The organism is uncultured Oceanisphaera sp. (assembly GCF_947495715.1).
Classification (GTDB): domain Bacteria; phylum Pseudomonadota; class Gammaproteobacteria; order Enterobacterales; family Aeromonadaceae; genus Oceanimonas; species Oceanimonas sediminis.
In genome coordinates this window covers 77,148-103,430 of the sequence record NZ_CANLZU010000014.1, presented here as the reverse complement: position 1 = coordinate 103,430, position 26,283 = coordinate 77,148, and the positions used below count along the sequence as shown (strand labels likewise).

At 58.4% G+C, this 26,283-nt stretch carries 23 protein-coding genes; 12 read left to right on the top strand and 11 right to left on the bottom strand.

Annotation, left to right across the window (positions count from 1 at the left end; translation table 11 throughout):
* Positions 1-59: 59 nt before the first annotated feature.
* The 5 genes from Q0753_RS10460 to Q0753_RS10440 are packed head-to-tail and all read right to left on the bottom strand — an operon-like array spanning position 60 to position 2,893.
* Entirely contained in the window at positions 60-473 is a 414-nt protein-coding gene (locus tag Q0753_RS10460) for a DUF4426 domain-containing protein (RefSeq protein ID WP_298720272.1), read from the bottom strand.
* A 35-nt stretch (positions 474-508) separates the two neighbouring features.
* A complete protein-coding gene (gene yggU / locus Q0753_RS10455) occupies positions 509-793 on the bottom strand; it encodes a DUF167 family protein YggU (RefSeq protein WP_298720331.1) in 285 nt (94 codons plus the stop codon).
* A 14-nt stretch (positions 794-807) separates the two neighbouring features.
* On the bottom strand, positions 808-1,359 hold the full coding sequence (locus Q0753_RS10450; RefSeq protein ID WP_298720269.1) for a YggT family protein: 552 nt from the start codon (positions 1,357-1,359) through the stop codon (positions 808-810).
* A gap of 9 nt (positions 1,360-1,368) precedes the next feature.
* Positions 1,369-2,190, bottom strand: a complete 822-nt coding sequence (proC, locus tag Q0753_RS10445; RefSeq protein WP_298720267.1) for a pyrroline-5-carboxylate reductase — start codon at positions 2,188-2,190, stop codon at positions 1,369-1,371.
* A gap of 10 nt (positions 2,191-2,200) precedes the next feature.
* Positions 2,201-2,893 (bottom strand): YggS family pyridoxal phosphate-dependent enzyme, encoded by a 693-nt coding sequence (locus Q0753_RS10440; protein ID WP_298720263.1) that lies wholly within the window; start codon positions 2,891-2,893, stop codon positions 2,201-2,203.
* Positions 2,894-2,927: 34 nt separating this feature from the next.
* Here Q0753_RS10440 and Q0753_RS10435 point away from each other — a divergent pair, with 34 nt between their 5' ends.
* The 3 genes from Q0753_RS10435 to yaaA all read left to right on the top strand — a co-directional run bounded on the left by Q0753_RS10435 (position 2,928) and on the right by yaaA (position 5,939).
* Complete coding sequence (locus Q0753_RS10435; RefSeq protein WP_298720260.1) at positions 2,928-3,965, top strand: type IV pilus twitching motility protein PilT; 1,038 nt, start codon at positions 2,928-2,930, stop codon at positions 3,963-3,965.
* Between the two features lie 13 nt (positions 3,966-3,978).
* The gene (locus Q0753_RS10430) at positions 3,979-5,091 is read left to right on the top strand and encodes a PilT/PilU family type 4a pilus ATPase (RefSeq protein WP_298720257.1); all 1,113 of its coding nucleotides are present in this window, start codon (positions 3,979-3,981) and stop codon (positions 5,089-5,091) included.
* Positions 5,092-5,165: 74 nt separating this feature from the next.
* Positions 5,166-5,939: a peroxide stress protein YaaA gene (gene yaaA / locus Q0753_RS10425; protein WP_298720254.1), complete on the top strand. Its 774-nt coding sequence runs from the start codon at positions 5,166-5,168 to the stop codon at positions 5,937-5,939.
* Positions 5,940-6,724: 785 nt separating this feature from the next.
* Here yaaA and Q0753_RS10420 read toward each other — a convergent pair.
* Together Q0753_RS10420 and srmB are read right to left on the bottom strand one after the other, a co-directional pair.
* Complete coding sequence (locus Q0753_RS10420) at positions 6,725-6,883, bottom strand: hypothetical protein (RefSeq protein WP_298720251.1); 159 nt, start codon at positions 6,881-6,883, stop codon at positions 6,725-6,727.
* Between the two features lie 96 nt (positions 6,884-6,979).
* The gene (srmB, locus tag Q0753_RS10415; protein ID WP_298720249.1) at positions 6,980-8,344 is read right to left on the bottom strand and encodes an ATP-dependent RNA helicase SrmB; all 1,365 of its coding nucleotides are present in this window, start codon (positions 8,342-8,344) and stop codon (positions 6,980-6,982) included.
* 72 nt (positions 8,345-8,416) lie between these two features.
* On the opposite strand from srmB, the gene Q0753_RS10410 reads away from it, so the two are divergent.
* Both Q0753_RS10410 and brnQ read left to right on the top strand, forming a co-directional pair.
* Positions 8,417-9,124 carry a methyltransferase gene (locus Q0753_RS10410; protein ID WP_298720246.1) on the top strand — a complete coding sequence of 236 codons (708 nt, stop codon included), beginning with the start codon at positions 8,417-8,419 and terminating at the stop codon, positions 9,122-9,124.
* A gap of 164 nt (positions 9,125-9,288) precedes the next feature.
* Positions 9,289-10,593, top strand: coding sequence for a branched-chain amino acid transport system II carrier protein (brnQ, locus tag Q0753_RS10405; RefSeq protein ID WP_298720244.1), 1,305 nt, complete (start codon positions 9,289-9,291; stop codon positions 10,591-10,593).
* A gap of 571 nt (positions 10,594-11,164) precedes the next feature.
* On the opposite strand, the gene fldB is transcribed toward brnQ, so the two are convergent.
* Entirely contained in the window at positions 11,165-11,680 is a 516-nt protein-coding gene (gene fldB / locus Q0753_RS10400) for a flavodoxin FldB (protein ID WP_298720242.1), read from the bottom strand.
* A 74-nt stretch (positions 11,681-11,754) separates the two neighbouring features.
* On the opposite strand from fldB, the gene xerD reads away from it, so the two are divergent.
* Entirely contained in the window at positions 11,755-12,642 is an 888-nt protein-coding gene (xerD, locus tag Q0753_RS10395; RefSeq protein WP_298720239.1) for a site-specific tyrosine recombinase XerD, read from the top strand.
* Positions 12,643-13,027: 385 nt separating this feature from the next.
* Entirely contained in the window at positions 13,028-14,788 is a 1,761-nt protein-coding gene (recJ, locus tag Q0753_RS10390) for a single-stranded-DNA-specific exonuclease RecJ (RefSeq protein WP_298720236.1), read from the top strand.
* 71 nt (positions 14,789-14,859) lie between these two features.
* Here recJ and Q0753_RS10385 read toward each other — a convergent pair whose 3' ends face one another.
* Complete coding sequence (locus tag Q0753_RS10385; RefSeq protein WP_298720233.1) at positions 14,860-15,474, bottom strand: Crp/Fnr family transcriptional regulator; 615 nt, start codon at positions 15,472-15,474, stop codon at positions 14,860-14,862.
* Between the two features lie 112 nt (positions 15,475-15,586).
* Between Q0753_RS10385 and Q0753_RS10380 the strand changes: the two genes are divergently transcribed.
* Positions 15,587-15,775, top strand: coding sequence for a DUF2892 domain-containing protein (locus Q0753_RS10380; RefSeq protein ID WP_298720230.1), 189 nt, complete (start codon positions 15,587-15,589; stop codon positions 15,773-15,775).
* 77 nt (positions 15,776-15,852) lie between these two features.
* Here the strand turns inward: Q0753_RS10380 and Q0753_RS10375 are convergent, their stop codons facing one another.
* Positions 15,853-17,733 carry a methyl-accepting chemotaxis protein gene (locus Q0753_RS10375; protein WP_298720227.1) on the bottom strand — a complete coding sequence of 627 codons (1,881 nt, stop codon included), beginning with the start codon at positions 17,731-17,733 and terminating at the stop codon, positions 15,853-15,855.
* Positions 17,734-17,934: 201 nt separating this feature from the next.
* Here Q0753_RS10375 and prfB point away from each other — a divergent pair.
* From prfB to Q0753_RS10355, 4 genes are all read left to right on the top strand, one after another.
* Positions 17,935-19,033, top strand: a protein-coding gene (gene prfB / locus Q0753_RS10370) for a peptide chain release factor 2 (RefSeq protein ID WP_298720225.1) whose coding sequence is annotated in 2 segments (ribosomal slippage) — positions 17,935-18,009 and positions 18,011-19,033 — 1,098 coding nt in all. Because the reading frame shifts where the segments join, the coding sequence is not laid out codon by codon here.
* A 182-nt stretch (positions 19,034-19,215) separates the two neighbouring features.
* On the top strand, positions 19,216-20,700 hold the full coding sequence (gene lysS / locus Q0753_RS10365; RefSeq protein ID WP_298720222.1) for a lysine--tRNA ligase: 1,485 nt from the start codon (positions 19,216-19,218) through the stop codon (positions 20,698-20,700).
* 547 nt (positions 20,701-21,247) lie between these two features.
* Positions 21,248-22,489: a hypothetical protein gene (locus tag Q0753_RS10360; RefSeq protein WP_298720220.1), complete on the top strand. Its 1,242-nt coding sequence runs from the start codon at positions 21,248-21,250 to the stop codon at positions 22,487-22,489.
* Between the two features lie 79 nt (positions 22,490-22,568).
* Entirely contained in the window at positions 22,569-24,593 is a 2,025-nt protein-coding gene (locus tag Q0753_RS10355; RefSeq protein ID WP_298720218.1) for a hypothetical protein, read from the top strand.
* Between the two features lie 289 nt (positions 24,594-24,882).
* Here Q0753_RS10355 and Q0753_RS10350 read toward each other — a convergent pair whose 3' ends face one another.
* Entirely contained in the window at positions 24,883-26,283 is a 1,401-nt protein-coding gene (locus Q0753_RS10350; RefSeq protein ID WP_298720216.1) for an aspartate aminotransferase family protein, read from the bottom strand.

Below are 26,283 nucleotides of genomic sequence, written 5' to 3'. Positions count from 1 at the left end.
TAAGGCGTGAGGGGGAGCTCCCCCTCACCCTTCACCCCTCACCCCTCACAAGTAAGAACTCAGTCGGTATAGAAGGTATGGCGGAAGGAAAACTCGCCACCCTGGCTGGGGCCTTGAATGTCGATGGTGAACAGTACGTTGTCTTCGTTACGATAAGGGTACTCGGCAATGTAGTAGATGGCGTCGCCTTCCCGTACCGTCTGGAATTCCAGCTGGCGTATGGTGCCGATCAGGGTCTTGCCCTCGCCGCTGAGATTCACCTGCTGGGATTTGCCGTCTTTATCGAGCACGGCAATATTCAGGATACCGTTGTAGCGACTGCGCTCTATCTGGTAGCTGCGCGCGACCTCGGGCGTGAGAAAGGTGGAGGGCAGGGCGCTGTAATGCACTGTCCAGTCACCTACCCTGGTTTCCGTGGCCTGGCCGAGGGATGCAAACAGCAATACCAGCGCCGAGAGAATAAATTTGAACATAACCGTTCCTTGTTGTTGAGAGCGTTATGGTTAGTTTAGGCCGAGTTGGCGAGGAGTTCCGCCAATGCGGTGGGGATTTCCCGAGGGGATTCGATCACCAGCCTTTTGTGACGACTGCTTTCACCGCTGAGCAAGATCACCTGAGACTTGGCAACCCGGCACTGCTTGGCCAGCCACTTCAACAGGTGGGCATTGGCCTTGCCGTCCACCGGTGGAGCGGTAATGGCCAGCTTGAGCTCCTCGCCGTGCAGGCCGAGAAACTGATCCCGACTGGCCTTGGGCTGCAGATAAATACTGAGATAAAGCCGGTCCTGCTCCAGCCGGACCGGCGAATTTACAGTTGCCACCACAGCTGGCCGAACAGATCTCCCATCAGCCAATTGAGGGCCTGCAGGGCGATAAAGGCCACCAGCATGGACAAATCCAGGCCGCCCATGGGCGGAACGATACGGCGCAACGGTGCCAGCAGCGGTTCGGTCAGCTGAAACATCACATATTCAATCTGGCTGCGGCCCTGGCTAACCCAGCTGAGCAAGGCGCGAATGATCAGGATCCAGAACAGCATGGCCCCGGCTTTTTTCAGCACGGTAATCAGCCCAACCAGCAGTACCGTGCTCCAGTCGGCGTAGAGTACGTTCATCGCCTTGAACAGCATCAGCTTGACGGTGGCCACCAGTACCGCCAGTACCACGGCGGCAAAGTCGATGCCGAAAAAGCCGGGAATAAAGCGGCGCAGCGGCTTCAGCACCGGATTGGTGGCCTTGACCACAAACTGGCTGAAGGGGTTGTAAAAGTCCGCCCTGGCCAGTTGCAGCCAGATACGCAGCAGCACCACCATCAGGTAAAGATCGAAAACGGTATTAATCAGGTAGTAAGCAGTGTTCATTATTATTCCTTAGAGCTGCGTTTCCAGTTCCCGAGCCCGCGCCACGGCGGCGGCCATGGCGTCGGCCACCAGTTGCTCCAGTCCCTGCTCCTGAAAGCGGCGAATGGCTTCGGCGGTGGTGCCGCCCTTTGATGTCACCCGGGCACGAAGCTCGCCCAGGCTGGTATCGGGGTTGGCGACCACCATATTGGCGGCACCCAGCGCGGTTTGCTGCACCAGCAAACGGGCTTCTTCTTCACTGAAACCGGACTCTTGCGCCTGGGCGGCCATGGCCTCCATGAACAGGAAGAAATAGGCGGGGGCACTGCCGGCGGCGGCGATAATCTGATTGATGCCGTCTTCTCGCGTTACCCACAGGGTCTTGCCCACCGCCTGCATCATCTGGTCGCAGTAATCCCGGTCTGCCTGTTCAATGTGGTCTCTGGCATAGAGACCGGTCATGCCCAGCCCCAGTAGCGACGGGGTATTGGGCATGGTACGCACGATGCGGTTCTGGCCCGCCATCTGCTCCAGGCGAGTGACGCTGATGCCGGCGGCGATGGAGATCAGCAACTTGCCGTCGAGGCCGCCGCTTGACTGCAGTAATGCTTCCAGCATGGTTGCCATCATCTGCGGCTTGACCGCCAGTACCAGGGCCTCGGCCCAGTTGGCGGCTTCGGCGTTATCCTGGCTGGTGTGAATGCCGAAATCGGTCGCCAGCGCGTCCAGCTTGGGACGCGACGGGTTGGCGGCCATGATGGCGTCGGCCGGGTAGCCGGACTGGATAAGCCCGGAAATCAGGCTGCGTGACATGTTGCCCGCGCCAATAAAGGCGAGTTTTCTGTGTTCCATCAACGATCACTCAAGGGTTGCGAGAGCCAAATATAGCCGTGCCCACCCGTACCAGGGTGCTGCCACAAGCTACTGCGAGTTCGAGATCATTACTCATCCCCATCGACAGTGTGTCCATTTGAGGATATTTTTCCGCCATTCTATCAAAGAGTTGCTTCAACTCTAGTAATTGCGTCCGCAGCTTGTCGGAATTGTCGGTTGCCTCCGGTATTGTCATCAGGCCGCGCAGGCATAATCCGGGCAACTGACTGACTTCCAGTGCCAGTGCTTCGACCTGATCGAGTGGTAAACCGGATTTGTTGTCTTCTGCGCTGACATTGACCTGCAGGCAGATATTGAGCGGGCGCATGTTGCCCGGCCGCTGTGCGCTGAGTCGCTGTGCTATTCTGAGCCGGTCCACGCTTTGTACCCAGTCGAAGGCCTCGGCCACCAGCCGGCTTTTATTGGACTGCAGCGGGCCGATGAGGTGCCAGCGAATATCGGGGCAGTCGGTCTTGAGGGCGGCGATTTTATCGACGGCTTCCTGCACGTAGTTCTCACCGAACCGGCGTTGCCCGGCGGCGTAGGCGGAGCGCACATCGGCAGCGGGCTTGGTCTTGCTGACCGCCAGTAGCCGAACATCATCGGGATGGCGATCGCACGCCCTGGCAGCGGTGGCGATTCTGTCGTGGACTGTGTGCAGGTGCTGTACGATAGTATTCATATGAGTAATAAACCAGAAGCGACGGGGATAGGATATGGATATTACGGAATTATTGGCGTTTAGTGTAAAGCATAATGCATCGGATCTGCACCTGTCCGCCGGCGTTTCGCCGCAGATTCGGGTGGATGGCGAAGTGCGCAAGATAAACCTGCCGGAGATGGATCATCGGGAAGTGCAACGGCTGGTGTATGACATCATGAACGATCGTCAGCGCAAGGAGCTGGAAGAGAACCTCGAAGCCGACTTTTCGTTCGAGCTGCCGGGGCTGGCCCGTTTTCGGGTCAATGCTTATAACCAGGCCCGGGGCGCGGCGGCGGTGTTTCGGGTGATCCCCAGTGAAGTCTGGAGTCTGGAACAACTGGGGGGGCCGGATATCTTTCGTCGTATCGCCGAATATCCGCGGGGTCTGGTGCTGGTGACCGGGCCGACCGGCTCGGGTAAGTCAACCACCCTGGCGGCCATGGTTGACCATATCAACGAGAACTATAACAAGCATATTCTCACCATCGAAGATCCCATCGAATTCGTGCACAGCAACAAGAAATGCCTGGTCAACCAGCGCGAAGTGCACAGAGACACCCATTCGTTCAGCAATGCGCTGCGTTCGGCCCTGCGGGAAGATCCGGACATCATTCTGGTGGGCGAGCTTCGTGATCTGGAAACCATTCGGCTGGCGCTGACCGCGGCGGAAACCGGTCATCTGGTGTTTGGCACCCTGCATACCTCGTCGGCGGCCAAGACCATAGACCGTATCGTCGATGTCTTTCCGGGTGCCGAGAAAGACATGGTACGATCCATGTTGTCCGAATCGCTGCGGGCGGTGATCTCCCAGACCCTGCTGAAAAAGGAGAGTGGCGGCCGTATCGCCGCCCACGAAATCATGCTGGGTACCACGGCGATCCGCAACCTGATTCGGGAAGACAAGGTGGCGCAGATGTACTCGGTGATCCAGACCGGCATGGCCCACGGCATGCAAACCATGGATCAGTGTCTGAAGCTGCTGGTCAGCAGCGGCATGGTCGCCCCGGTGGAAGCCCGCGCCAAGGCGACAGATCCGCAAAGTATTCAATAAACCGGAGATAACGATGGAGTTAACGCCGTTACTGCAGGCCATGCTGGATCACCAGGCCTCGGACATGTATATCTCCGTCGGCGTACCGCCGACGGTCAAAAGCCAGGGCCGACTGGTGCGGGTGACCGAAACGGCGTTGACGTCGGAACAGGCGCTGGCGCTGGTAGAGTCCTGCATGAACGATGACTGGCGCGAGCGCTTTCATCGCCATAAGGAAGCCAACTTTGCCATCAGCGACGAGCAGCTGGGCCGCTTTCGGGTCAGTGCCTTCTGGCAGCAGGATCAGGCCGGCATGGTAATTCGGCGCATCGAAAGCCGGATCCCGACCTTCGAGGAGCTGTATCTGCCCGAAGTGCTGCGGGAAGTCGCCATGGCCAAGCGCGGTCTGGTGCTGTTTGTCGGCGGCACCGGCTCGGGCAAGTCCACTTCGCTGGCGGCGATGATTGGCCACCGTAACCGCCATTCGGACGGCCATATCCTCACCATCGAGGATCCGGTGGAATTTATTCATCAGCACGACAGATCCATCGTCACCCAGCGGGAAGTGGGTACCGATACCGAATCGTTCGATGCGGCGCTGAAAAGCTCGCTGCGTCAGGCGCCGAACGTGATTCTTATCGGCGAGATTCGCTCGGAAGAAACCATGGGCTATGCGCTGGCTTTTGCCGAAACCGGGCATCTGTGCATGGCGACGCTGCACGCCAACAACGCCAACCAGGCGCTGGATCGCATCATGCACCTGGTGCCGGAAAGCAAGCATCGCCAGTTGCAGTTCGATCTGTCGTTCAACCTCAAGGCGATAGTGGGACAGCAGCTGATCCCGACCCAGGATGGTCGGCAACGTCGTGGCGCCTTCGAGATCCTGCTCAATACGCCGCTGATCTCGGATCTGATCCGCAAGGGCGATATGCATAAGTTGAAAGAGGTGATGAGCAAGTCTCGCGAGCTGGGCATGCAGACCTTCGATCAGGCGCTGTTTGATCTCTACAGCCAGAACCATATAGGCTACACCGAAGCACTGGCCTACGCCGACTCGCCCAACGACTTGCGCCTGATGATCAAGTTGCAGGGCGGCGGTGGCATGGACGCCGGCCTGCTCGACAACGTGACCATAGACACCGACTAACCCGTATTCTGCACAGCCCCATTCCGGCCCACGCCGGAACGGGGCTGTTTGTGACAGCTATTCAGAGGCCCTTCATGCTAATAGTGGTTTCCCCCGCCAAGACCCTCGATTTTGACACGCCACCGGTGATCGCCGATTTTACCCGGCCCGAACTGCTGGAACACTCGGCCGAGCTTATCGAGCGTGCCCGCCGGCTGACCCCGGCCGAGATCGGCAAGCTGATGAGCATCAGCGATAAATTGTCCGGGCTCAACGCCGCCCGCTTTGCCGACTGGCAGCCGGACTTTACCCCGAGTAATGCCAAGCAGGCGTTGCTGGCGTTCAAGGGTGATGTGTATACCGGACTGGATGCCGAGAGCCTGACCCCGGACGATTTTGCCTTCGCCCAATCTCACCTGCGCATGCTGTCGGGGTTGTATGGTTTATTGCGCCCGCTGGATCTGATGCAGCCTTACCGGCTGGAGATGGGCACCAAACTGGACAACGAGCGCGGCAAGGATCTGTATCAGTTCTGGGGCAACATCATCACCGACCAGCTCAACCAGGCACTGACGGAGCAGGGCGACAACGTGCTGATCAACCTGGCCTCCAACGAATACTTCAAGGCGGTGAAACCGAGACAGCTGGACGGACAAATCATCACGCCGGTGTTCAAGGACTGCAAGAAGGGGCAGTACAAGATCATCAGCTTTTACGCCAAGAAGGCGAGGGGCATGATGGCGCGCTACATCATCGAAAACCGACTGACCGAGGTGAGCCAGCTGACCGCCTTCGATACCGCCGGTTATTACTTTGTGGAAGCGGAATCGACGGCCACCGAGCTGGTATTCAAGCGGGAAGAGCAATAAAAGCGCCTTCGGCAATAAAAAAGAGCCCTCGGCAAATAAATAGCAAAAACCTTGAACCTTTCGGTTCGGGTGCCCTCTGAATAGAAGTGCTTACTGAATTTGAATTCTCTCTCTTCTTCATTTTTTGACCGGTCCTGATGGGCCGGTTTTTTTATGTGCCACGCTTCATACCAATCCCACTAAACAAATGATCTGTTCCATTTGCAGTGTAAAGGTCGGACAAAGGGCCAGCTCCACCGACCCGCTACAAGTACATCCATGTAAGGCTCACACATGCCATCCATGGCATGTGATGGTCGGTGGAGCAGATCCTTTTGTCCTCCCTGATGCCAGGGAGTTGCCTGTTAGCGCAGTCTACAGACAACTCGGTGCTCGAGAAGAGGCAACAGAGAACGGCTCCCACGACCGTGAAATGCCAGGGACGGCATTTCCGAGCCCCCATGGGGCAGCTTGCTGCCGTATATCTTTGTTGGGTAATGGACCGAATATCCAGTGAATATTCGCAGCCGTTACCCGGCAAAGATGGCTAGCCCAGTGGCGTGTCGAGGGGGACGGCTGTGTTGCCTCTGGTCAGAGGCCTCAATATGATCAGGTACTTAATGTAATTGGTGTTTAATGCGAGTAGCTCAGGCGGGAATAACAACAAAAACAAAAAAAGCCGGAACCTTTCGGTCCGGCCGCTCTCTGAATAGATGTGCTTACTGAATTTGAATTCTCTCTCTTCTTCATTTTTTGACCGGTCCCGATGGGCCGGTTTTTTATTCGCGGCTTTTACTTACAGCCTTTTACTGATCCCACAGGGTCCGAGCGTTATCGACGGTGCGGCGACCGCGCAGCTGGCGACGCTCGTGGTGATCCGGTTCCCAGCGGATCAGATCCCGTCTGTCCAGGATCTGCCGCCGGCATTGCTGTCGTCGTTCCGTGCCTGAATAATGCTTCAACATGACCATGCCTCCATTCTTCCATGCCTGTTTTTCTAAAGCATAGTCGAGCATGATTCGGCCGCCGCGTCAGGTGCCGCCTGTCGGGAATAGAGGCTTTTATTCGGCGTCCTGATTGCCTTCCACCTTCTTGCCGGCGGCCTTTTTGGCGCTTGCCGGCTTCTTGGTGGTATCCGGCTTGGCGCCCGCCCACTTGGGCTTGCCCTTGGCCTTGGTGTCCCGCAGACGTACTTTCTCTTTCTTCTTGGGTAGCAGAGCTTTCTTGCCTTTGCTGTCACCGTCTTTCTTCTTGCGTGAGGCGACCTTGGCTTCTTTGTGTTTGGGGCGCAGTTCGTCGATAACCCGACGCTTGAGCACTTCTTCGGTGTATTTTTCTACTCGCACCAGCAGCGGCATGTCGTGGGCTTCGACCAGGCTGATGGCGGTACCCTTCTGACCGGCGCGGCCGGTACGACCGATGCGGTGCACATACACATCGGCGGTGCGCGGCATGTCGTAGTTGATCACATGACTGACTTCGGGCAAGTCGATACCACGGGATGCCACATCGGTGGCCACCAGAATATTGACTCTGCCGATACGGAAACGACCGAGTGCCTCGACGCGTTTTTCCTGCTCCATTTCACCGCGCAGCCAGGCATTGTGCAGCCCTTCCTGTTGCAGGCGGCTGGCCAGCTCCATCAGACGATCCCGGGTTTTGACGAAAATGATGCTGCGAGTCACGTCTGGCTGGCGCAACAGATGAACCAGCAGGGCAAACTTGTGCTCCGGGTTATCCGCCAGGTGCACCCACTGGTTGATTTTCTTGCGTTCGCTGCGGGGCGGCGCGGCGCTGACCTCTACCGGATCTTTCAGCAGATCGGCGGCAAACTTCATCAGGCCACGGCCTTCCAGGGTGGCGGAAAACAGCATGGTCTGTCGGCGCCAGCGGGCTTCGGCGGCAATGCGATCCACATCCTTGATAAAGCCCATGTCCAGCATGCGATCCGCTTCATCCAGCACCAGCATTTCGATATCACGGCTGTCGAACGACTCTTCGTCCATGTATTGCAGCAGGCGCCCCGGAGTGGCCACCACTATGTCGGTGGTTTTGGTCAGCGCGGGCAGGTGCTGGCTTTCATGCACGCCGCCGGTGATCACTTCCACGCGCAGGGGCGTGTCTTTCAGCATTTTTCTGGCATCGCCCGCAATCTGTATGGCCAGTTCGCGGGTCGGCGTCAGGATCAGGATGCGGGCCGGGCCCGGCTGGCGACGAGGAAAGTCCAGCAGGTGCTGACAAATGGGCAGCAAAAACGCCGCCGTTTTGCCGGTGCCGGTGGGGGCGGAAGCCATAATATCCCGTCCGCTCATGGCTTCGGGGATGACCTGGCTCTGAATGGTGGTTGGTTTGGCATAGCCCATGCCAGTCAGTGCGCGGACCAGGATGGGATCCAGTTCCAGTTGCTCGAAGGTCATACTGCTCATGATCGGTCTCGTCAGCCTGTAAAAGGCGGGTATTATAGGGGAACTCGCACAAAAAAACCTGACAGGATCAGCATGAGCAGCCGCGGTTTTACTTTCAAGCAGTTTCACATCAATCACGACCGTTGTGCCATGAAGGTCGGCACCGACGGTATTCTGCTCGGCGCCTGGGCGCCATTGGGTGCCGCCCGCCGTATTCTGGACGTGGGCACCGGCTCGGGCCTGGTGGCCTTGATGCTGGCCCAGCGCAGTGAGGCCGCGATAAACATCGTCGGCCTGGAGCTGGACGAAGCCGCCGCCAGCCAGGCCGAGGAAAATGCGCTGGCATCCCCCTGGCCGGAAAAGGTCAGCATAGCGCGGGGTGCCCTGCAGCACTACTCGGCCCCGCTGTTCGATTTGATCGTGTCCAATCCGCCTTACTTCGTGCATGGTCAGCACTTCAGCAGCGCCGCCCGGGCCGGTGCACGGCATACGGTCAGCCTGACGCTGGCAGAGCTGTTTAGTCATGGCCGACGGCTGCTGGCTGACGATGGCAATCTGGCGCTGGTGTTACCGGTGCAGGCGCTGACTGAGGCGATGGAGCAGGCTGACTCAAATGGCTTTGTTTTGTGTGAAAGAGCAGACGTTATCACTAAAGAGGGTAAGAATCCGGCTCGTTTTTTAATGTTGTTTTCCAGAGTTAAACACTGTGAAAAGGCGAGCGATATTGTCATTAATACTATAAATAATGTACATGGCGATACATATATAAGACTGGTGGCGCCCTTCTACTTGAAGATGTAAATTTCGCCTTGAATCTGTTTTTCACATCATTATGCTACTGCGATGCTCGGCGGCCGCCGGATTTCAGTATTTTACCGCAACTTTCTGGTGGCAGGCCGTATTGTTAATGTTGTTAGTTTCCAAACGAAACTTTCATTATGCGGGAAGCCGCAATGAGGTTTGCAGTGAACAGATCCTTATCCACCTTTGACGTGATGGGCCTGGGTTTTATGACCTTCGCCTTTTTTCTGGGGGCCGGAAATATCATCTTTCCGCCCCTGGCCGGCTTTTTGGCCGGTGAAAACCTGAACAGCGCCATGTTCGGTTTTCTGCTCACCGCGGTCGGCCTGCCGCTGGTGACCCTGATTGCCGCCGCCCTCGCCGGTGGTGGTCTGCCGACCATGGGTCGTTATCTGCCCGCAGCCGTGGTGAGCGTGATGGCCACCGCCATTTTCATCATCATAGGTCCGGCGTTTGCCGCCCCCCGTACCGGCCTGGTGGCCTACGAGATGGCACTGAAACCCTTTCTCAATGATCCGGGCCAGACCACGCTGACGCTGTATACCATCGGTTTCTTCGGTCTGGTGCTGCTGCTGTCGCTCAATCAGGGCCGGTTGCTGGATGCGGTGGGCAAGGTGCTGACGCCCATCCTGTTGCTGCTGCTGGTAGCACTGGCGGTGGCGGTATTTGTCAGCCCTCAGGGTACTCAGCCCCAGGTGGCCGAGGCCTATATGGCGCAGCCGTTCGTGAAAGGTTTCATCGAAGGCTATAACACCATGGATACCTTCGCCGCCCTGATGTTCGGTATGCTTATTCTTGATGTATTGCGTCAGAAGGGCGTAACCGACAAGCGCGCCCAGTCCCGTTATCTGATGATAGCGGCGCTGATTGCCGCCGCCGGTCTGGGTTTCGTCTATGTGTCGCTGTTTATTCTGGGCGGTACCAGCCTGGGTGTGGTGGAGTCGGCCAGCAACGGCGGCGAAATCATCAGCGCCTATGTGCTGTCGCTGTTTGGTGCGCCGGGTCTGTGGATTCTGGCGGCCATCGTGTCGCTGGCCTGTATCACCACCGCCGTGGGGCTGGTGTCGTCCTGTGCCGATTACTTCCATCGCCTCACCGGCAAGGGCAGCTATCGCCGTTGGGTTGCCATCAATGCCGTGGCCTGCATGCTGGTGGCCAACGTGGGCCTGAATACCCTGATCTCGGTATCCATTCCGGTACTGGTGGCCTGTTATCCGGTGGCGGTGGCGCTGGTGCTGGCAACCTATTTGCGCCCGCTGATGCGCTCGCCGGTGTTTGCCTTCCGGCTGATCATGACGGTGGCCTTTGCCTTCGGCCTGATCGACGGCATGCAGGCGGCGGGTCTGAACATGAGCGCCTTCACCTTTTTGCCGATGTTCGATATCGGCATGGCCTGGGTATTGCCGACCTTTGCCGCGGCCGTGATTGGACTGGCGGCGGGCAAGTCGCGTGAACAAGCGGTAGCCTGAGCTGACAGACAGCAGCAATAAAAAAACCGGGGTGGCCACAGGCTACCTCGGTTTTTTTGTGCCTGCTGTTATACCCATCGCATTAAACATTCGATTTTTTTGACTGTCATACCAATCTCGGACAAAGGGCCCGCCCCACCGACCCGCTCAAGCACCTCCTTGTGACGCTCAGCACATGACGTCCCTGTCATGTGATGGTCGGTGGAGCAGATCCCCTTGCCCTCCTTGATGCTCCGACGTCACCTGTTAGCACTGCCTTCGGGCAACTCGGTGTTCAAAAAGAGGCAACAGAGAACGGCTCCCACGACCGTGAAATGCCATGGCCGAAAAATGCTCCTGCCGTTCCGGCATTCCCGCCATCCCTGGCGGTCAGACGGCATTTCCGAGCCCCTAGGGGGCGAGCTTGCCTCGCCGTGACGAACGGTTGCAGCCTGACCGAACATCCAGTGGATGTTCGCAGTAGGCTGCAACTGTGAGTGTCATTTATCTGAGCGTGTCGAGGGAGACGGCTGTGTTGCCTCTGGTCTGGGGCCTCAATATGACCAGCTCATTACTGGGATTGATATTATGATTACAGCGCGGAAATTTCTTCCAGTATCTGCGCCACCCAGGTCTGAATGCGGTCGTCGGTGTCGTCGTACTGGTTGGCTTCATCCAGTGACAGGCCCACGAAGTAATCGCCGCCTTCGGTAAGCGCCTTCGAGGCTTCAAACTCGTAGCCCTTGTTGGGCCAGTAGCCCACCAGGGTGGCGCCACGGGCGGCCACCTTGTCGTGCAGCATGCCCAGTGCATCCTGAAACCATTCGCCATAACCGAGCTGATCGCCCATGCCGAACAGGGCCACGACGTGACCTTCCAGGTTCAGGTCGTCGATGTCATCCCAGTGGGATTCCCAGTCTTCCTGCAGTTCGCCGAAATCCCAGGTGGAAATACCCAAAATCAGGATGGGGTAGTCTTCGGCGCGCTTGAGCGGCACATCCTTGATATTATGCAGGTCGACCAGATCGGCGCCGAGCTGGGCTCCGATTTTTTCGGCCGCCATCTCGGTATAGCAGGTGGTAGAGCCGTAAAATAAACCGATATTCATGGGGTTCCGTTATCGCTTCAGACAATGGCCCTATCATAACAGAAGCCCGCGAACAGGGCAGAGCCGGAGTACTGATGAGTTACCCCCTGGTGGAACAATTTGTGGATGCGCTCTGGCTGGAAAAAGGCCTAGCGGATAACACCCTGGCCTCTTACCGCAGCGATTTGTCGCACTTTGCCGCCTGGCTGGACGACGAAGGCAGCAGCCTGCTGGCGGTAGATGGCCTGACGCTGCAGCAGTATCTGGGCCATCGGCTGGATCTGGGCTTCAAGGCCAGCAGCACCGCCCGCATGTTAAGCGTGCTGCGTCGTTTTTTTCAGTATCTGCATCGGGAGCAACTGCGGGAAGACGATCCCAGCATCCTGATTGCCGGTCCCAAGCTGCCGAAGCGGCTGCCCAAGGATCTGAGCGAACAGCAGGTGTCCAGCCTGTTGCAGGCGCCGCAGGTGGAAGACCCATTGGAGCTGCGTGACAAGGCGATGCTGGAACTGTTGTATGCCACCGGGCTGCGGGTGACCGAGCTGGTCAGCCTGTCGATGGAAAGCGTCAGTTTGCGCCAGGGCTTGGTGCGGGTCACCGGCAAGGGCAACAAGGAACGACTGGTGCCGATGGGGGAAGAGGCGCTGTACTGGCTGACCCGTTATCTGAAAGAGGGCAGAGCCGTGCTGCTGGGCGAACAGTCGTCGGATGTGGTGTTTCCTTCCCGTCGCAGCCGGCAGATGACCCGCCAGACCTTCTGGCATCGCATCAAGCTTTATGCCCAGCGCGCCGGCATCGGCATCGAGCTGTCGCCCCACACCCTGCGCCACGCCTTTGCCACCCACTTGCTCAACCACGGCGCCGACCTGCGGGTGGTACAATTGCTGCTGGGCCACTCGGACCTGTCCACCACCCAGATCTACACCCATGTTGCCACCCACCGACTCAACGCCCTGCACGAAGAGCATCACCCCCGGGGGTAAAACCACCTGTTGCTGTCGTGGAGAAAGAGGCAACAGAGCCGCCTCCCTCGACACGCCATAAACCCGTCCCTGGGGGCTCGGAAATGCCATCCTTGGCATTTCACGGTCGCGGGAGGTCGTCTCTGTTGCCTCTTCATTTGCATCGGAGTAGACCGTAGGCGTCACACACAGGCGACGCCGGAGCCGAAAGAGGACAAAGGGATCTGCTCCGCCGACCATGACATGCCAGGGATGGCATGTCCTGAGCGGACAGGGATGTGAAAGCGAGTCGGCGGAGCGGGCCCTTTGTCCGATAGACTGGCTTCTGAGCCAAACCCGCCGGCGATTGCAAATCCACCCCGGCGCGGTTAGTGTTTGCGACCTGTTTAAAAAACAAGTCATCCCCATGCCTGTCACCAAAAATCCCACCAGCGAACCCGCCCGTTCCCGACTGCCCATCCGTCGCCGTGAAGCCGTTCCTCATCAACTGCCCGGCGAGCTGTCGCCCATACTGCAGCGGCTCTATGCCAGTCGAGGCGTGGTACGGCCCGAGCAGCTCAATCTGCAGGCCGGTGCCCTGCTCAAGCCCGGCTTCAAGGGCATGGCCGAGGCGGTGGTGTTGCTGGAGCAGGCGCTGGCCGAGCAACGCAACATTCTCATCGTGGGTGACTTCGACTGTGACGGTGCCACCAGCTCGGCGCTGATGGTGCATGGCCTGCGCGCCATGGGTGCCCAACGGGTTAACTATCTGGTGCCCAACCGGTTCGATTACGGTTATGGCCTCAGCCCGCTGGTGGTGGAGGAGGCGGTCGAACTGGGTGCCGAGCTGCTGATCACCGTCGACAACGGTATTTCCAGCATCGCCGGGGTGGCGGCGGCCAGGGCGGCGGGCATGCAGGTGATCGTGACCGATCACCATCTGCCGGGCGAAGAAATTCCCGACGCCGATGCCATCGTCAACCCCAACCAGCATGGCTGTGACTTCCCTTCCAAGAACCTGGCGGGCGTGGGGGTGGCCTTTTATCTGCTGCTGGCGCTGCGGGCGGCGCTGACCGAACACGGCTGGTTCGGAAAACTGGGCATCACGGCGCCCAACATGGGTGAATATCTGGATCTGGTGGCGCTGGGTACGGTGGCGGATGTGGTGGCGCTGGACGAAAACAACCGGGTGCTGGTGCATCAGGGCCTGCAGCGAATGCGGGCGGGTCGGCTGCGGCCCGGCATTCAGGCGCTGATCGACATCTCGGGGCGCAACCAGCAGCGGCTGGTGGCCACGGATCTCGGCTTTGCCCTCGGCCCCCGGCTCAATGCGGTGGGCCGGCTCGACGACATGTCGATGGGGGTGGCCTGTCTGCTCAGCAACAATCTGGACGAGGCGCGCAAGCTGGCGTCTATGATGGACGAGCTCAATCGCGAGCGTAAGGCCATCGAGGCCAGCATGCAGCACGAAGCGCTGGCCAGCCTGACCCAGGTACGCATCAGCGACGGCGAGCTGCCGTCGGGTCTGGTGCTGCATCAGGATGACTGGCATCAGGGCGTGGTGGGGCTGGTGGCGTCGCGCATCAAGGAACGCTACTTTCGGCCGGTGATTGCCTTTGCCGAGGCGGGCGACGACGAGCTGAAGGGCTCGGGCCGCTCCATTCCCGGCGTGCATCTGCGGGATTTGCTGGAAACCATCAACAGCCGGCATCCGGGGCTGATCACCAAGTTCGGTGGTCATGCCATGGCGGCGGGGCTGTCGCTGACCAAGGCGGCGTTGGCGCCATTCAAGGCGGCGTTCGAACAGGTGGTGGACGAATGGGTCAGCCCCGAGTTGCTGGCCGGCGAGATTCTGAGTGACGGCGAGCTGGCGGTGAATGAACTGAGCCTGGAGCTGGCCGAGCAGTTGCGCTTCGCCGGCCCCTGGGGTCAGGCCTTTCCCGAGCCGCTGTTCGACGGTGAGTTTCGTATCGTGCAGCAGCGGCTGGTGGGCGAAAAGCACCTCAAGCTGGTGCTGAGCCCGGACGAGGGCCGCACCGTGATCGACGCCATCGCCTTCAACGTGGACTTGAGCGTCTGGCCCAACGCCGCCATTCGGCAGGTGCAGCTGGCCTACAAGCTGGATGTAAACGAGTGGCGGGGCAAGCGCCAATTGCAACTGATGGTGGAGCAACTGGCACCGCTGTAATCGCACACATCTGGGAGTGGCGGGAAAAGAAACAACAGAGACGTCGGGCCTACTGCTCGGTGGCGACCGTTTCAAGGTGTTGTCAGCAGTTCGATTCTACCTCGGCCCAGCTTTAATCGGCCCTGACGCTCCAGCTCTTTCAGCAATCGGCTCACCACCTCTCTGGCGGTGCCCAGCTCTACCGCCAGTTGTTGATGAGTGATCAGAATGCAGCCATTAGCACCGTGATGTTGTAACCATTCTTCAAGCCGTTGATCCATACGCTGAAAAGCGACTTCCTCTACCAATAGCATCAAGTCGTCCAGCCGTTTGCCGTAAGAAGCCAGCACCTGGTAGCGGAAGTCGATAGACTCGGCCATCATGCGTTCGAACAGCGGCCGTGGCACCAGCAGCGCCCGGGACGCTTCTTCTACAATCGCTTCCGCCCGGTAGCCCAGCCCCGTCATCAGACAACCGATAGACAGGGTGCACATGTCATTCTGCCCCATGCGGTACAACACAATGCCGTTACCGGAGGCGCCGATCATTTGCACCTTGATCGATCCCGCCAGTACCACCGGCAAACCCTGACAATGATCGCCGGCACCAAATACTCGCTGCCCTGGTGCCAGTTCCAGCAGCTGGCACTGGCTTTGTGCCAGCGTTAGCTGTGCCGGTGAGAGAGAATCAAAAATTGCATGGTTCATGATCGGGCCTGTCACTCAAAGAAACATGGGGTTATGTGACTTTATCACTGAGTAAACAAAAGCCAAGGCATAGAGTGAACAAGAAACCCGAGCCATTACAGAGGAAAACCATATGACCATGAACATAGGTTCTATCGACCGAATACTGCGTGTTGTTGTGGGCGTGGCCTTGATTGCGTTGGTATTTGTCGGGCCTCAGACGCCCTGGGGCTGGATTGGTGTGGTGCCGTTGTTGACGGCATTGGTGGGAGTATGCCCGGCGTATTCCATTTTCGGCATCAGAACCTGCAAACGTAAATAACAGGGTCAGAGGGAGGGGCCGGGAGCAAGAGTTTATCTCGATCCCGGCCCCGTTCCGCGTTTTTTACTGGTCGGTATTTACAGAATAAAAGCACTCACCAGGCCGTTGAGTTCACCGGCCTGCTTGTGCAGGTCTTTCGATTGCGCCAGCGACTGCTCGGCATCGTTGGCCAGCTCGTCGGCCACGTCCTTGATGGCGGTGGTGTTCTGGGTGATCTCACCGGTTACCTGGCTCTGCTCTTCGGCGGCGGTGGCGATCTGGCTGGCCATGTCCGAAATCAGGCCTACGGCGGTGGTGATCTCGGTCAGGGCACCGGCGGCGGCTTCGGCATCTTCCACACTCAGCTCGGCCAGGTTGCGGCTGGTGTCCATCAGCTTCACCGCCTCGGCGGTGGCCTGTTGCAGGGTGTTGATGGTGACCTGAATTTCTTCGGTAGAAGCATGGGTACGCTGAGACAATATCCGTACCTCGTCGGCCACCACCGCAAAACCGCGGCCCTGCTCACCGGCCCGGGCCGCCTCGATGGCGGCATTCAATGCCAGCAGGTTGGTCTGCTCGGCCACTCCCTGAATGGTGGACAAGACGCTGGAAATCTCTTTGGCGTGCAGATCCAGACGCTGAATGACCGCTGCCGCCTGAATCATCTCCCGCGACAGTAGCTGAATGGAATCCCGGGTCTTGTTGACCTGCTGCTTGCCGAGCTCGGTGCTGCTGCTGGACTGTTGGGCGGCGGTGGCGGTCTGCTCGGCGTTGTTGGCAATTTCATGGGTGGCCGAGGCCATTTCGGTGACGGCGGTGGCCACCATGCTGACTTCCTGCTGTTGACGACCCAGTTCGGTCACGGTCTGGTTGGCGCGTACCGAGGCCTGTTCGGCGTTGCTGCCCAGATATTCGGCCTGGCTGCGGATCTGGCTGATCAGCTCGGCCTGACTGGCAACGAAGCGGTTGAAGTTGCCGGCAAGCTGGCCCACTTCGTCGCGACTTTGAATGGTGATGCGGCGGGTCAGATCGCCCCGGCCACCGGCAATCTGCTCCAGTGCCAACGACACGCGCAGCAAGGGGGCCAGCAGCAGATTGATCAGCAGGTTGATCAAGACCCCGGCCACGGCAATTGCCAGCGCCGCCATGCCCAGCTGTTGTAACAACATGGGGCCAAGCGGCGCTTCCAGTGCTTTCTGGTCGAGTACCAGCAGCAGCTGCCAGTTGGTGTCGGGCACGTCCCGGGCATACACCAGCTTGGCTTCACCGTTCAATTGCACCGGATACAATTGCTGGTTCTGGCGCCATTGTTGCAGGTTGCGGGCCGTCAGATTGGCGTCCAGACGGGTGGCGGGCTGCAGATTCATCGCGGTATCCCGATAGGCGATCAGGGTGCCGTCTTTGCTCAACATCATGGCGTAGCCCTCGGCCGGCAGCCGAATGGCGTTGATATCGTCGACCAGACGGGTAATGCCCACATCGGCCCCAATCACACCGGTCAGTTGCCCATTAACCTGTACCGGCGCGGCCAGGGTGATCACGGTGCCAAGTCCGCTGGCATCTTCATAGGGCGGGGTGACGATGGCCTTGTTTTCTTGCGTTGCCTGCCGATACCAGGGGCGGCTGCGGGGATCGTAACCGGTACGATCGATACCGGGGTCGGCATCAAACATCACGCCATCGCGAGAACCGAAATAACTGAGCTGAAAATTACCGGCATCCTGAGCCTGCTGCAGTGCCGGCAATAACGCCTGGTCGAGCTGTTGGGCCGCGGCCGCCAGTATGTTCTGACGGCTGCCAACCCAGTCGGCAATCTTGTCGGCTTCTTTCAGACTTTGACCGGAAACCAGCTCGGTGCTGCCCTGATACAGCTGGGTTTTCATGTTGTAAAAGCTGATGGCGCTGAGTGCGGCAACGGTGATCGTGATGGCGGCGATGAAACTCAATAGAATCTTGTGCTTTAATTTTAAATTATTCATTTTTTATATGTTGCATTGGTGGAGTATCTCAATATCGACCGCTGCCATTAAAAGTTTAACTGGAATTTAGTAGGGCCGCTTTGCCGAAATGTGCCAGCTCCTTGCTGCGTTTGGCCTTGGCTTTCGGTAGAATCAAGACCTTGATGCTGGCTCAGGCCAGCCTCACCCATTCACTCAGTACAACAGAGAGTCTGTCGACCCATGTTTGAAGTAAACCCTGTGAATAATAAACTCAAGGAGCTGTCTGAACGGGCACAGCTTCTTAGGGGGTACCTTTGACTATGATGCCAAGAAAGAGCGTCTGGAAGAGGTAAACGCCGAGCTGGAACAGCCGGATGTGTGGAACCAGCCCGAGCGTGCCCAGGCTCTGGGTAAAGAAAGATCCACCCTGGAAGGCGTTGTTGGCACTCTGGACGAGCTGGACCAGGGCATTGTCGATATTGGCGAGCTGGTTGAGCTGGCGGTGGAAGAAGACGACGAAGATACCTTCGAAGAAGCCAAGGCCGATGTGGCCGTGCTGGATAAAAAGCTGGCCGAGCTGGAGTTCCGTCGCATGTTTTCTGGCGAGAATGATGCCTCCGACTGTTATCTGGATCTGCAGTCCGGCTCCGGCGGTACCGAAGCGCAGGATTGGTGCAGCATGGTACTGCGCATGTATCTGCGCTGGGGTGAAGCGAACGGCTTTAAAACCGAGATTATCGAATTATCCGACGGCGACGTAGCCGGTGTTAAATCGGCGACCATTAAATTCAGCGGTGAATACGCGTTTGGCTGGTTGCGCACCGAATCCGGCGTACATCGCCTGGTACGTAAGTCGCCGTTCGATTCCGGTGGCCGCCGCCACACCTCGTTCTGCTCTGCTTTCGTGTATCCGGAAATTGACGACAATATCCAGATCGATATCAATCCGTCCGATTTGCGGGTAGATACCTACCGCGCCTCGGGTGCCGGTGGTCAGCACGTTAACCGTACCGATTCGGCGGTGCGTTTGACCCACGAACCCACAGGCATAGTGGTGCAGTGTCAGAACGACAGATCCCAGCATAAAAACCGCGATCAGGCGATGAAACAGCTGAAAGCCAAGCTGTACGAGTTTGAGCTGCAAAAGCAGAATGCAGAAAAACAGGCGATGGAAGACAGCAAGTCAGACATCGGCTGGGGCAGTCAGATCCGCTCTTACGTGCTGGACGACTCGCGCATTAAAGATTTACGAACCGGGGTAGAAACCAGTAATACCCAGGCGGTACTCGATGGTGGTTTGGACAAGTTTATCGAGGCCAGCCTCAAGTCCGGGCTGTAATAAGTAGCTGGTGACACCGTCGACACGACGGTCAGATGCTGCCAAGCAGACCCTCCGCGCCAGGGAAGGCGCGGTGGAGCCCCCATGGAAGGGTTTACGGCGTGTCTGCGTGCAGTGCTGATCGCCGTGGCGTGACTCGGACTCAAGTTATTTTATCGAAAAGATTCAAACAAGGCTTAATCATGACAGAGCAGCTACAAGACGAGAACAAATTGATCGCCGAGCGCCGTGCCAAGCTCGACCAGATCCGTAAAGATTGCCCGGCCAACGGCCACCCCAACGATTTTCAGCGCGAGCACCTGGCCGCCGATCTGCAAGCCGAATTCGGCGAGCATGACAAGGACGCCCTGGTCGCCTTGGGTAAAACCGTGTCTGTTGCCGGTCGCATCATGGCCAAGCGTGGCCCCTTTCTGGCGCTGCAGGACATGAGCGGTCGCATTCAGGCTTATGCCACCAAGGAAGCCCAGCAGATCATCAAGGATCAGTACGCGGGTCTGGATATCGGCGACATCGTCGGTGTCACCGGGGTGCTGCACAAGTCCGGCAAGGGCGATCTCTACGTCAATATGGATCAATTCCAGCTGCTGACCAAGGCGCTGCGCCCGCTGCCCGAGAAGTTTCACGGCCTGTCGGATCAGGAAACCCGCTATCGCCAGCGGTATCTGGACTTGATTACTAACGACGACTCGCGCCGTACTTTCCAGGTGCGTTCGCAGGTAATGGCCGCGATTCGCCAGTTCATGAACGGCCACGGCTTCATGGAAGTGGAAACGCCGATGATGCAGGTGATTCCGGGTGGCGCTTCGGCCCGTCCCTTCATTACCCATCACAATGCGCTCGACATGGACATGTACCTGCGTATCGCGCCCGAGCTGTACCTGAAGCGGCTGGTAGTGGGTGGTTTCGAGAAGGTATTCGAAATCAACCGCAACTTCCGTAACGAAGGTCTGTCGCCGCGTCATAACCCCGAATTCACCATGATGGAATTCTACTGGGCCTATGCGGACTACCGGGATCTGATGGACTTCACCGAAGAGATGCTGCGCACCGTGACCACTCAGGTATTGGGCAGCCCGGAAGTGCAGTACGGCGAAGAGACCTTCGATTTCGGCAAGCCGTTCGAACGTCTGAGCATGAAAAATGCCATCCTCAAGTACAACCCGGAAGTGACCCTGGACCAGCTGGCTACCTTTGAAAGTGCCTGTGAAGTCGCCAAGGATCTGAAGATCAAGATCGAGAAGAGCTGGGGCCTGGGCCGGGTGATCACCGAGATCTTTGAAGAGACCGCCGAGCACCGCCTGATCCAGCCTACCTTCATCACCGAGTATCCGGAAGAAGTGTCGCCGCTGGCGCGCCGCAACGACACCGATCCGACCATTACCGACCGGTTCGAGTTCTTCATCGGTGGCCGCGAAATTGCCAACGGTTTCTCGGAGCTCAACGACGCCGAAGATCAGGCCCAGCGTTTCCGCGACCAGGTGAACCAGAAAGACGCCGGCGACGACGAAGCCATGTTCTACGACGAAGACTACGTGACCTCGCTGGAACACGGCCTGCCGCCGACCGCCGGCCAGGGCATCGGCATCGACCGTCTGGTGATGCTGCTGACCGACTCGCACACCATTCGTGACGTCATTCTGTTCCCGACCCTGCGCCCACAGCGCTAAGTTGGTTTTTCCCGCAAGGGAAAAGCAGTGCCATAAACAAAGCCGACCCCAGGGTCGGCTTTGTTGTTTCTGGGATCTGGCGTGCTGTTGCGTTGCTCAGTAAAAGTCGGACAAAGGGCCCGCTCCGCCGACCCGCTCGAGCACCTCCCTGTGACGCTCAGCACATGACATCCCTGTCATGTGATGGTCGGCGGAGCAGATCCCTTCATCCTGCTTTAAATAGTGGAGTGGCCTGTGGCCAAACCAGAAACAGACACCGTATTCCTGTAGGCTGGCGCTTTAGCTGCCCGTCCCGTTTCAGCGGGATGTTTTTGCCGTCATCCAGACGTGCGTCAGGATCTTGTTTTTGGCTTGGCAATCGGTGTTATGAAATGTCGCTGCCGGCGTTAGCTGGCGGGTCTGCAGGGGGCGTTCTTGGGGTGTGCGCGCCGTGCTGCAGGTTCTTGCCGGTGACTTGCCCGGAGAATTCCAGAGAACCCCGAAGGGTTGGAATTGGCGTACAGACGATGTACGTTGTATAAACATTTGGCAGAAAAGGGATATTTTAATGACAGATGCAACACCGACTCCCCGTAATCCCGACAAGGGCTATGTGGCCTTGCTGGGCTGGAGCCTGAATGCGATTGAGGCGGTGGACCGCTTTGATCGACGTTATGTGGTGGTCGCGCCCGACTGGGCCGAAGAATACTGCCAGCAGCATGACATTCCCTACGTTCCCTGGAACTTTGAACGCCTCAATGATCGCTCCCTGGAAATTGCCCATAAATTGCAGGAAATGGGCGTAAATGTGGCGATTCCCCTGTATGAAGAAACCGTTGAGTGGGCCGGGGCCATCAACTCGGTACTGCTGGGTAATCCCCGCCTGTTCGGACAGGCCATGTTGCTGCGCGACAAGGCGTTGATGAAACGCCGGGCGCAGCTGGGGGGAATTCGGGTCGGTATCTTCGAGGAGGCCCACGATAAAGACGACGTGATTCGCTTCCTCAAACGAGTCAATCAGACCCTGCTGAAGCTGGACGGTGACCCCAACGATCCGATTCACCTCAAGGCGTTCGACAAGGCCGGCTGTCTGGGTCACCGGGTGATCCGTACCCCCGACGAGGTGGATTCCATCCCCGACGAAGAATTTCCGGTGCTGATGGAGTCTCATCTGGACGGCTGGGAGTTTGCCGTCGAAGCCTGGATACACAAGGGCAAGATCATGTTCCTGAACATCTCGGAATATGTCACCCTGGGCTATTCGGTCTTTGTGCCGGCAACGCCGGAGCTGGAGAAATATCGCCCCCAGATCACCGCCCAGATCGAGAAGCTGATCAAGACCTTCGATATCGAGTTCGGTTTTGTGCACCCGGAATATTTTGTGACCAGCGACGGTGAAATGTATTTCGGCGAAGTGGCCTACCGGCCGCCCGGTTTCAAGGTGTTCGAGCTGCTTGAGCGGGCTTATGGATTCAACGCCTATCAGGGCCTGGTGCTGGCTTTCGATCCCAAAACCACCGATGAAGAGATTGCCGCCTTTTTCCCCAAAGAGGTGGTCGACGCCAAGGGCTATGCCGGTTGCTTTGGTGTGTATCCGCGACGTCGGGTGGTGAGTCATTTGGCGATTCCGGAAGAAACGGAAGAGCATGACTATTTTGAATCCCATGAACTGACCGCGCCGCTGGAAGAGACCGTCACCAAGCGAACCGCCTTTGGTACGCACTGGGGACTGGTGTACTTCTTTGGCGACGATCCCTACGTGATGCGTGATCTGCTCAAGCATCAGGAAGACCTGGATTTCTACGTCTAGGATCGATTAACACATCTATTAATGAGTCAATTGAGTCGGCCTCGGACAGAGGCCGCTCAATCAACAGTGAGGTATCCGAGTGAGTTCCGCGCAAGACGTTCCAAGTAGCGACCATGCTACCCTGACCAAACGCCTGGCGAGCCTGGATGACGCGGTGCAGGCCATGGCCGATACCCGCGATTATGCCAAACATCTCAAGTTACGCCGGGTGCTGGATGCGGCACGGCGAGTGTTGCTGCTGTCCGGTGGTTGCGCCGCCATGGAAACCCGGGCCCAGTCGCTGGAAGAGGCCGGTATTTTTCTGGGAACCGACTGGGCTTACCCGCACATTCTGATCCCGTCGCTGACCCCGCATGCGCTGGGCAGTGCCGAGCCCGATACGGTGGTGATGGAGGCGCTCAGCGAGCTGCGGCTGCTGGCCGTTGCCCGGGGCCAGTTTACCCATTCGTTGATTTCATCGGAGCAGGCACATCATTATCTGTCTCAGGTGATGGCCATCAACCTGTCGTTGCTGTTTACGCCGCCGACGGAAGCGGAGCGGGAGCAGCAGGGCAAACTGGCGTTGATGACCCGGGAGCTGTTTCGTCACCTGAGTGACGTCATCGGCTACGAGAAAGTGCTCGATCAGCTGGTCGACGAGATCTGGCGTATTCTGCAACAGCGACCCATTCAGGTGGAGCAGGTCAAGCAGATGATTACCCAGATTGCCATTTATCGAAACAACCCGGAGATCGACCTGGGCGCAAGCGGTGCCGGGGCCGACCGCCTGATCAGTAGTCTTTACGGTACCACTCAGGGCTGCCGGGAAGACCCAGGCATCGAGGTGTATCAGCAGCGTCTGGAAACCATGGACAGGGGCCAGCTTCAGTATGAAGCGTCCGGTTTTGCCCGTGCCATGCACGATACCGGGCTGGTGTCGCCCTACCATACGGTGCTGGTGCGCTTTCTGCTTGAGCAGGACGATCATCTGCTGGGCGAGGCGCTGGGCCTGTCTACCACGGGGCGGGACTGCATGCTCTGCTACCGTGAACTGGTACACAGCCTGATCCGCGAAGCCATTCATCCGCAAACCGCTCAGGCGCTGCTTGGGCTGGCGCTGACGCTGGAACGGGGCATTCTGTATCAGCCACCCCTGGCGCCGGCGCTCTGGCGTCAGTTGGCCTTGCCCCTTTCGTCCTATTCGCAGCAGCGTCTGGAATTGGCATTCGGTACGGCGGTATCGCCTCGTGCCAGCTTGCTGGCGGGCGTGCTGTCCATGCTGGGCTTGCCGCTGGGGGTAGGGCAGGGCAACAATCCCACCTGCCAGTCTGCCCGGGCCTTGTCCATGTGGTCATATAATGATCCGGACTACCTGCTGCAGATAGTGGTGTGGGCCGTGCGTGACGATGAAGTGATCATGCACTTTGAAGGTCAGGCCATCTCATCGCGAGACAGTGTTGGCGGGGTGGCCCGTGAGCTGCCGGTGGATCTGGACCCGGTTTCGCTGCTGGTGGTACCGCACCTGGACCGTATTTATGCGGAGATGGGACGCCGCTGTGCCGAGCGGGAGGGCGATCCTCATCGCTGGATCAATCCCGAGTTTCACGGCTGGTGGACGGGGCGTGGCTTTCGTATCAATGTGGATGTGTTAACCGGCAAGCTGGCCGAGCTGGAGGATTTTCAACGCCATTTCTATGCCAGCTACCATCCCTATTACAACGGTAACCAACCTGTGGTTCATCCCCAGCCTGCCGGTATTGCGGTCACCGACAGTGCGGCGAGATTCATCGGCTGGCATGCCATCACCCTGCTCAGGGTTAACCTGGATCCGCAGGATGAGATGCGGGTGTATTTCTACAACCCCAACAACGACAGCGGGCAAAATTGGGGCGACGGCGTCGTGGTCAGTACTGCCGGCAACGGGGAACGCTTCGGTGAAGCGTCACTGCCGTTCGAGCAGCTCGCCTCGCGACTCTATATCTTTCACTACGACCCCCTGGAACGGGGTGATCTGGCGAGCATCAGTCGGGAAGAGCTGGATCGCGTAACCGGCTATACCACGCGCAGCTGGGGAGCCACTCGCCTGCCCCCGGTGGATCTTCAGGCGGCGCCCTCCGGCAGTTAAAAGGCTGTCTTTTGATCATGGCAGCAGCCAGTCCCGCCTCGGCGGGATTTTTGCCGTCATCCTGACGAAAGTCAGTATCTTGCTTTTGGCTCGGCGCTTTGTTTTCTTATACCAAACGGACGAAGTAACCGGCCTATTTGGTTGCTTGCGCTGCAAAAGTTAAGCAGCCAACGAGAGATCCTGACGTGCGTCAGGATGACGGTAAAAAAACACCGAACCGGCAGGTTCGGTGCTTATCTTCAGATTAGCGATGGTTTTACCCCTCACTCCTCACGCTTCACCTCTTACGTTATTTAAAATCTCCACTGCTGAACAGCTTGTCGGTGACCTTGTTTACCGCGCGGGCGGTGCGTTCCACTATGTCGTCGATATCGTTGCGGGTCACCACCAAGGGTGGGGCAAAGCCCAGAATGTCGCCGTGGGGCATGGCGCGGGCGATCAGCCCCTGCTCCAGACAGGCGGCGGCAATTTGCGGGCCCACCTTGAGGTTGGGTTCGAAATGCGTGCGTTTGGCCTTGTTGCTGGAAAATTCCAGCGCGTGCAACAAGCCCACGCCCCGGCTTTCGCCCACCAGCGGGTGGTCGGCAAAGGTTTCCTGCATGCGCTGCTGCAGGTAGGCGCCGGTATCGCGGGCGTTGGCGGTCAGGTTTTCGCGGGCGATGATGTCCAGGTTGCACAGCGCGGCGGCGGCGCCCATCGGGTGGCCGGAGTAGGTGTAACCGTGGCCGATGGCGCCCCATTCATCGGTGCCTTGCTCCAGCACACTCCATACCTTATCGCCGACGATCACCCCCGATAATGGCTGATAGGCCGAGGTCAGGCCCTTGGCGACGGTCATCAAGTCCGGCTTCATGTCGTAGTGAATGGAGCCGAAGTCTGACCCTAAGCGACCGAAGCCACAGACTACTTCGTCGGCAATCAGCAGAATGTCGTACTTGTCGAGCACCTTGCGGATCTCGGCCCAGTAGCCTTGGGGTGGCGGCACTATGCCACCGGTGCCCAGCACCGGCTCGCCGATCATCGCGGCCACGGTGTCCGGCCCTTCGGCCAAGATCATTTCTTCCAGCTTGGCGGCGCAATAGCGGGAGAATTCCGCCTCGCTCATCTTGTCGTCGGGGCGGCGGTAATACACCGGCGCCAGGGTGTGCTTGATGCGATCCAGCGGCAGATCGAAGTGGGCATGAAACAGCGGCAGCCCGGTCATGGAGCCGGAGGCGATGCTGGAGCCGTGATAGCCGCGATCCCGCGAGATGATCTTCTTCTTCTCGGGGCGACCCAGGGCGTTGTTGTAGTACCACACCAGCTTGAGCTGGGTTTCGTTGGCGTCACTGCCGGACATGCCGTAATACACCTTGCTCATGCCGGCGGGTGCCATTCTGATGATGCGGTCCGACAGCTCGATCAGCGCCTCGTTGGTGTGGCCCACATAGGTGTGATAGTAGGCCAGCTTCTTGGCCTGCTCGTAGATGGCCTCGGCCATTTCGGTGCGGCCGTAGCCGATGTTGACGCAATAAAGGCCGGCAAAGGCGTCCAGCAGCTCTATGCCTTCCGAGTCCTGAATGCGAATGCCCTGGGCGCCGGTGATGATGCGGCCGCCCATTTCACCATGGGCGTATTGCTTGAGGTGGGTCGAGGCATGAAACACGGTGTTGCGATCGATTTCGAGCAGCTTTTTGGTATCTGGGGTCAT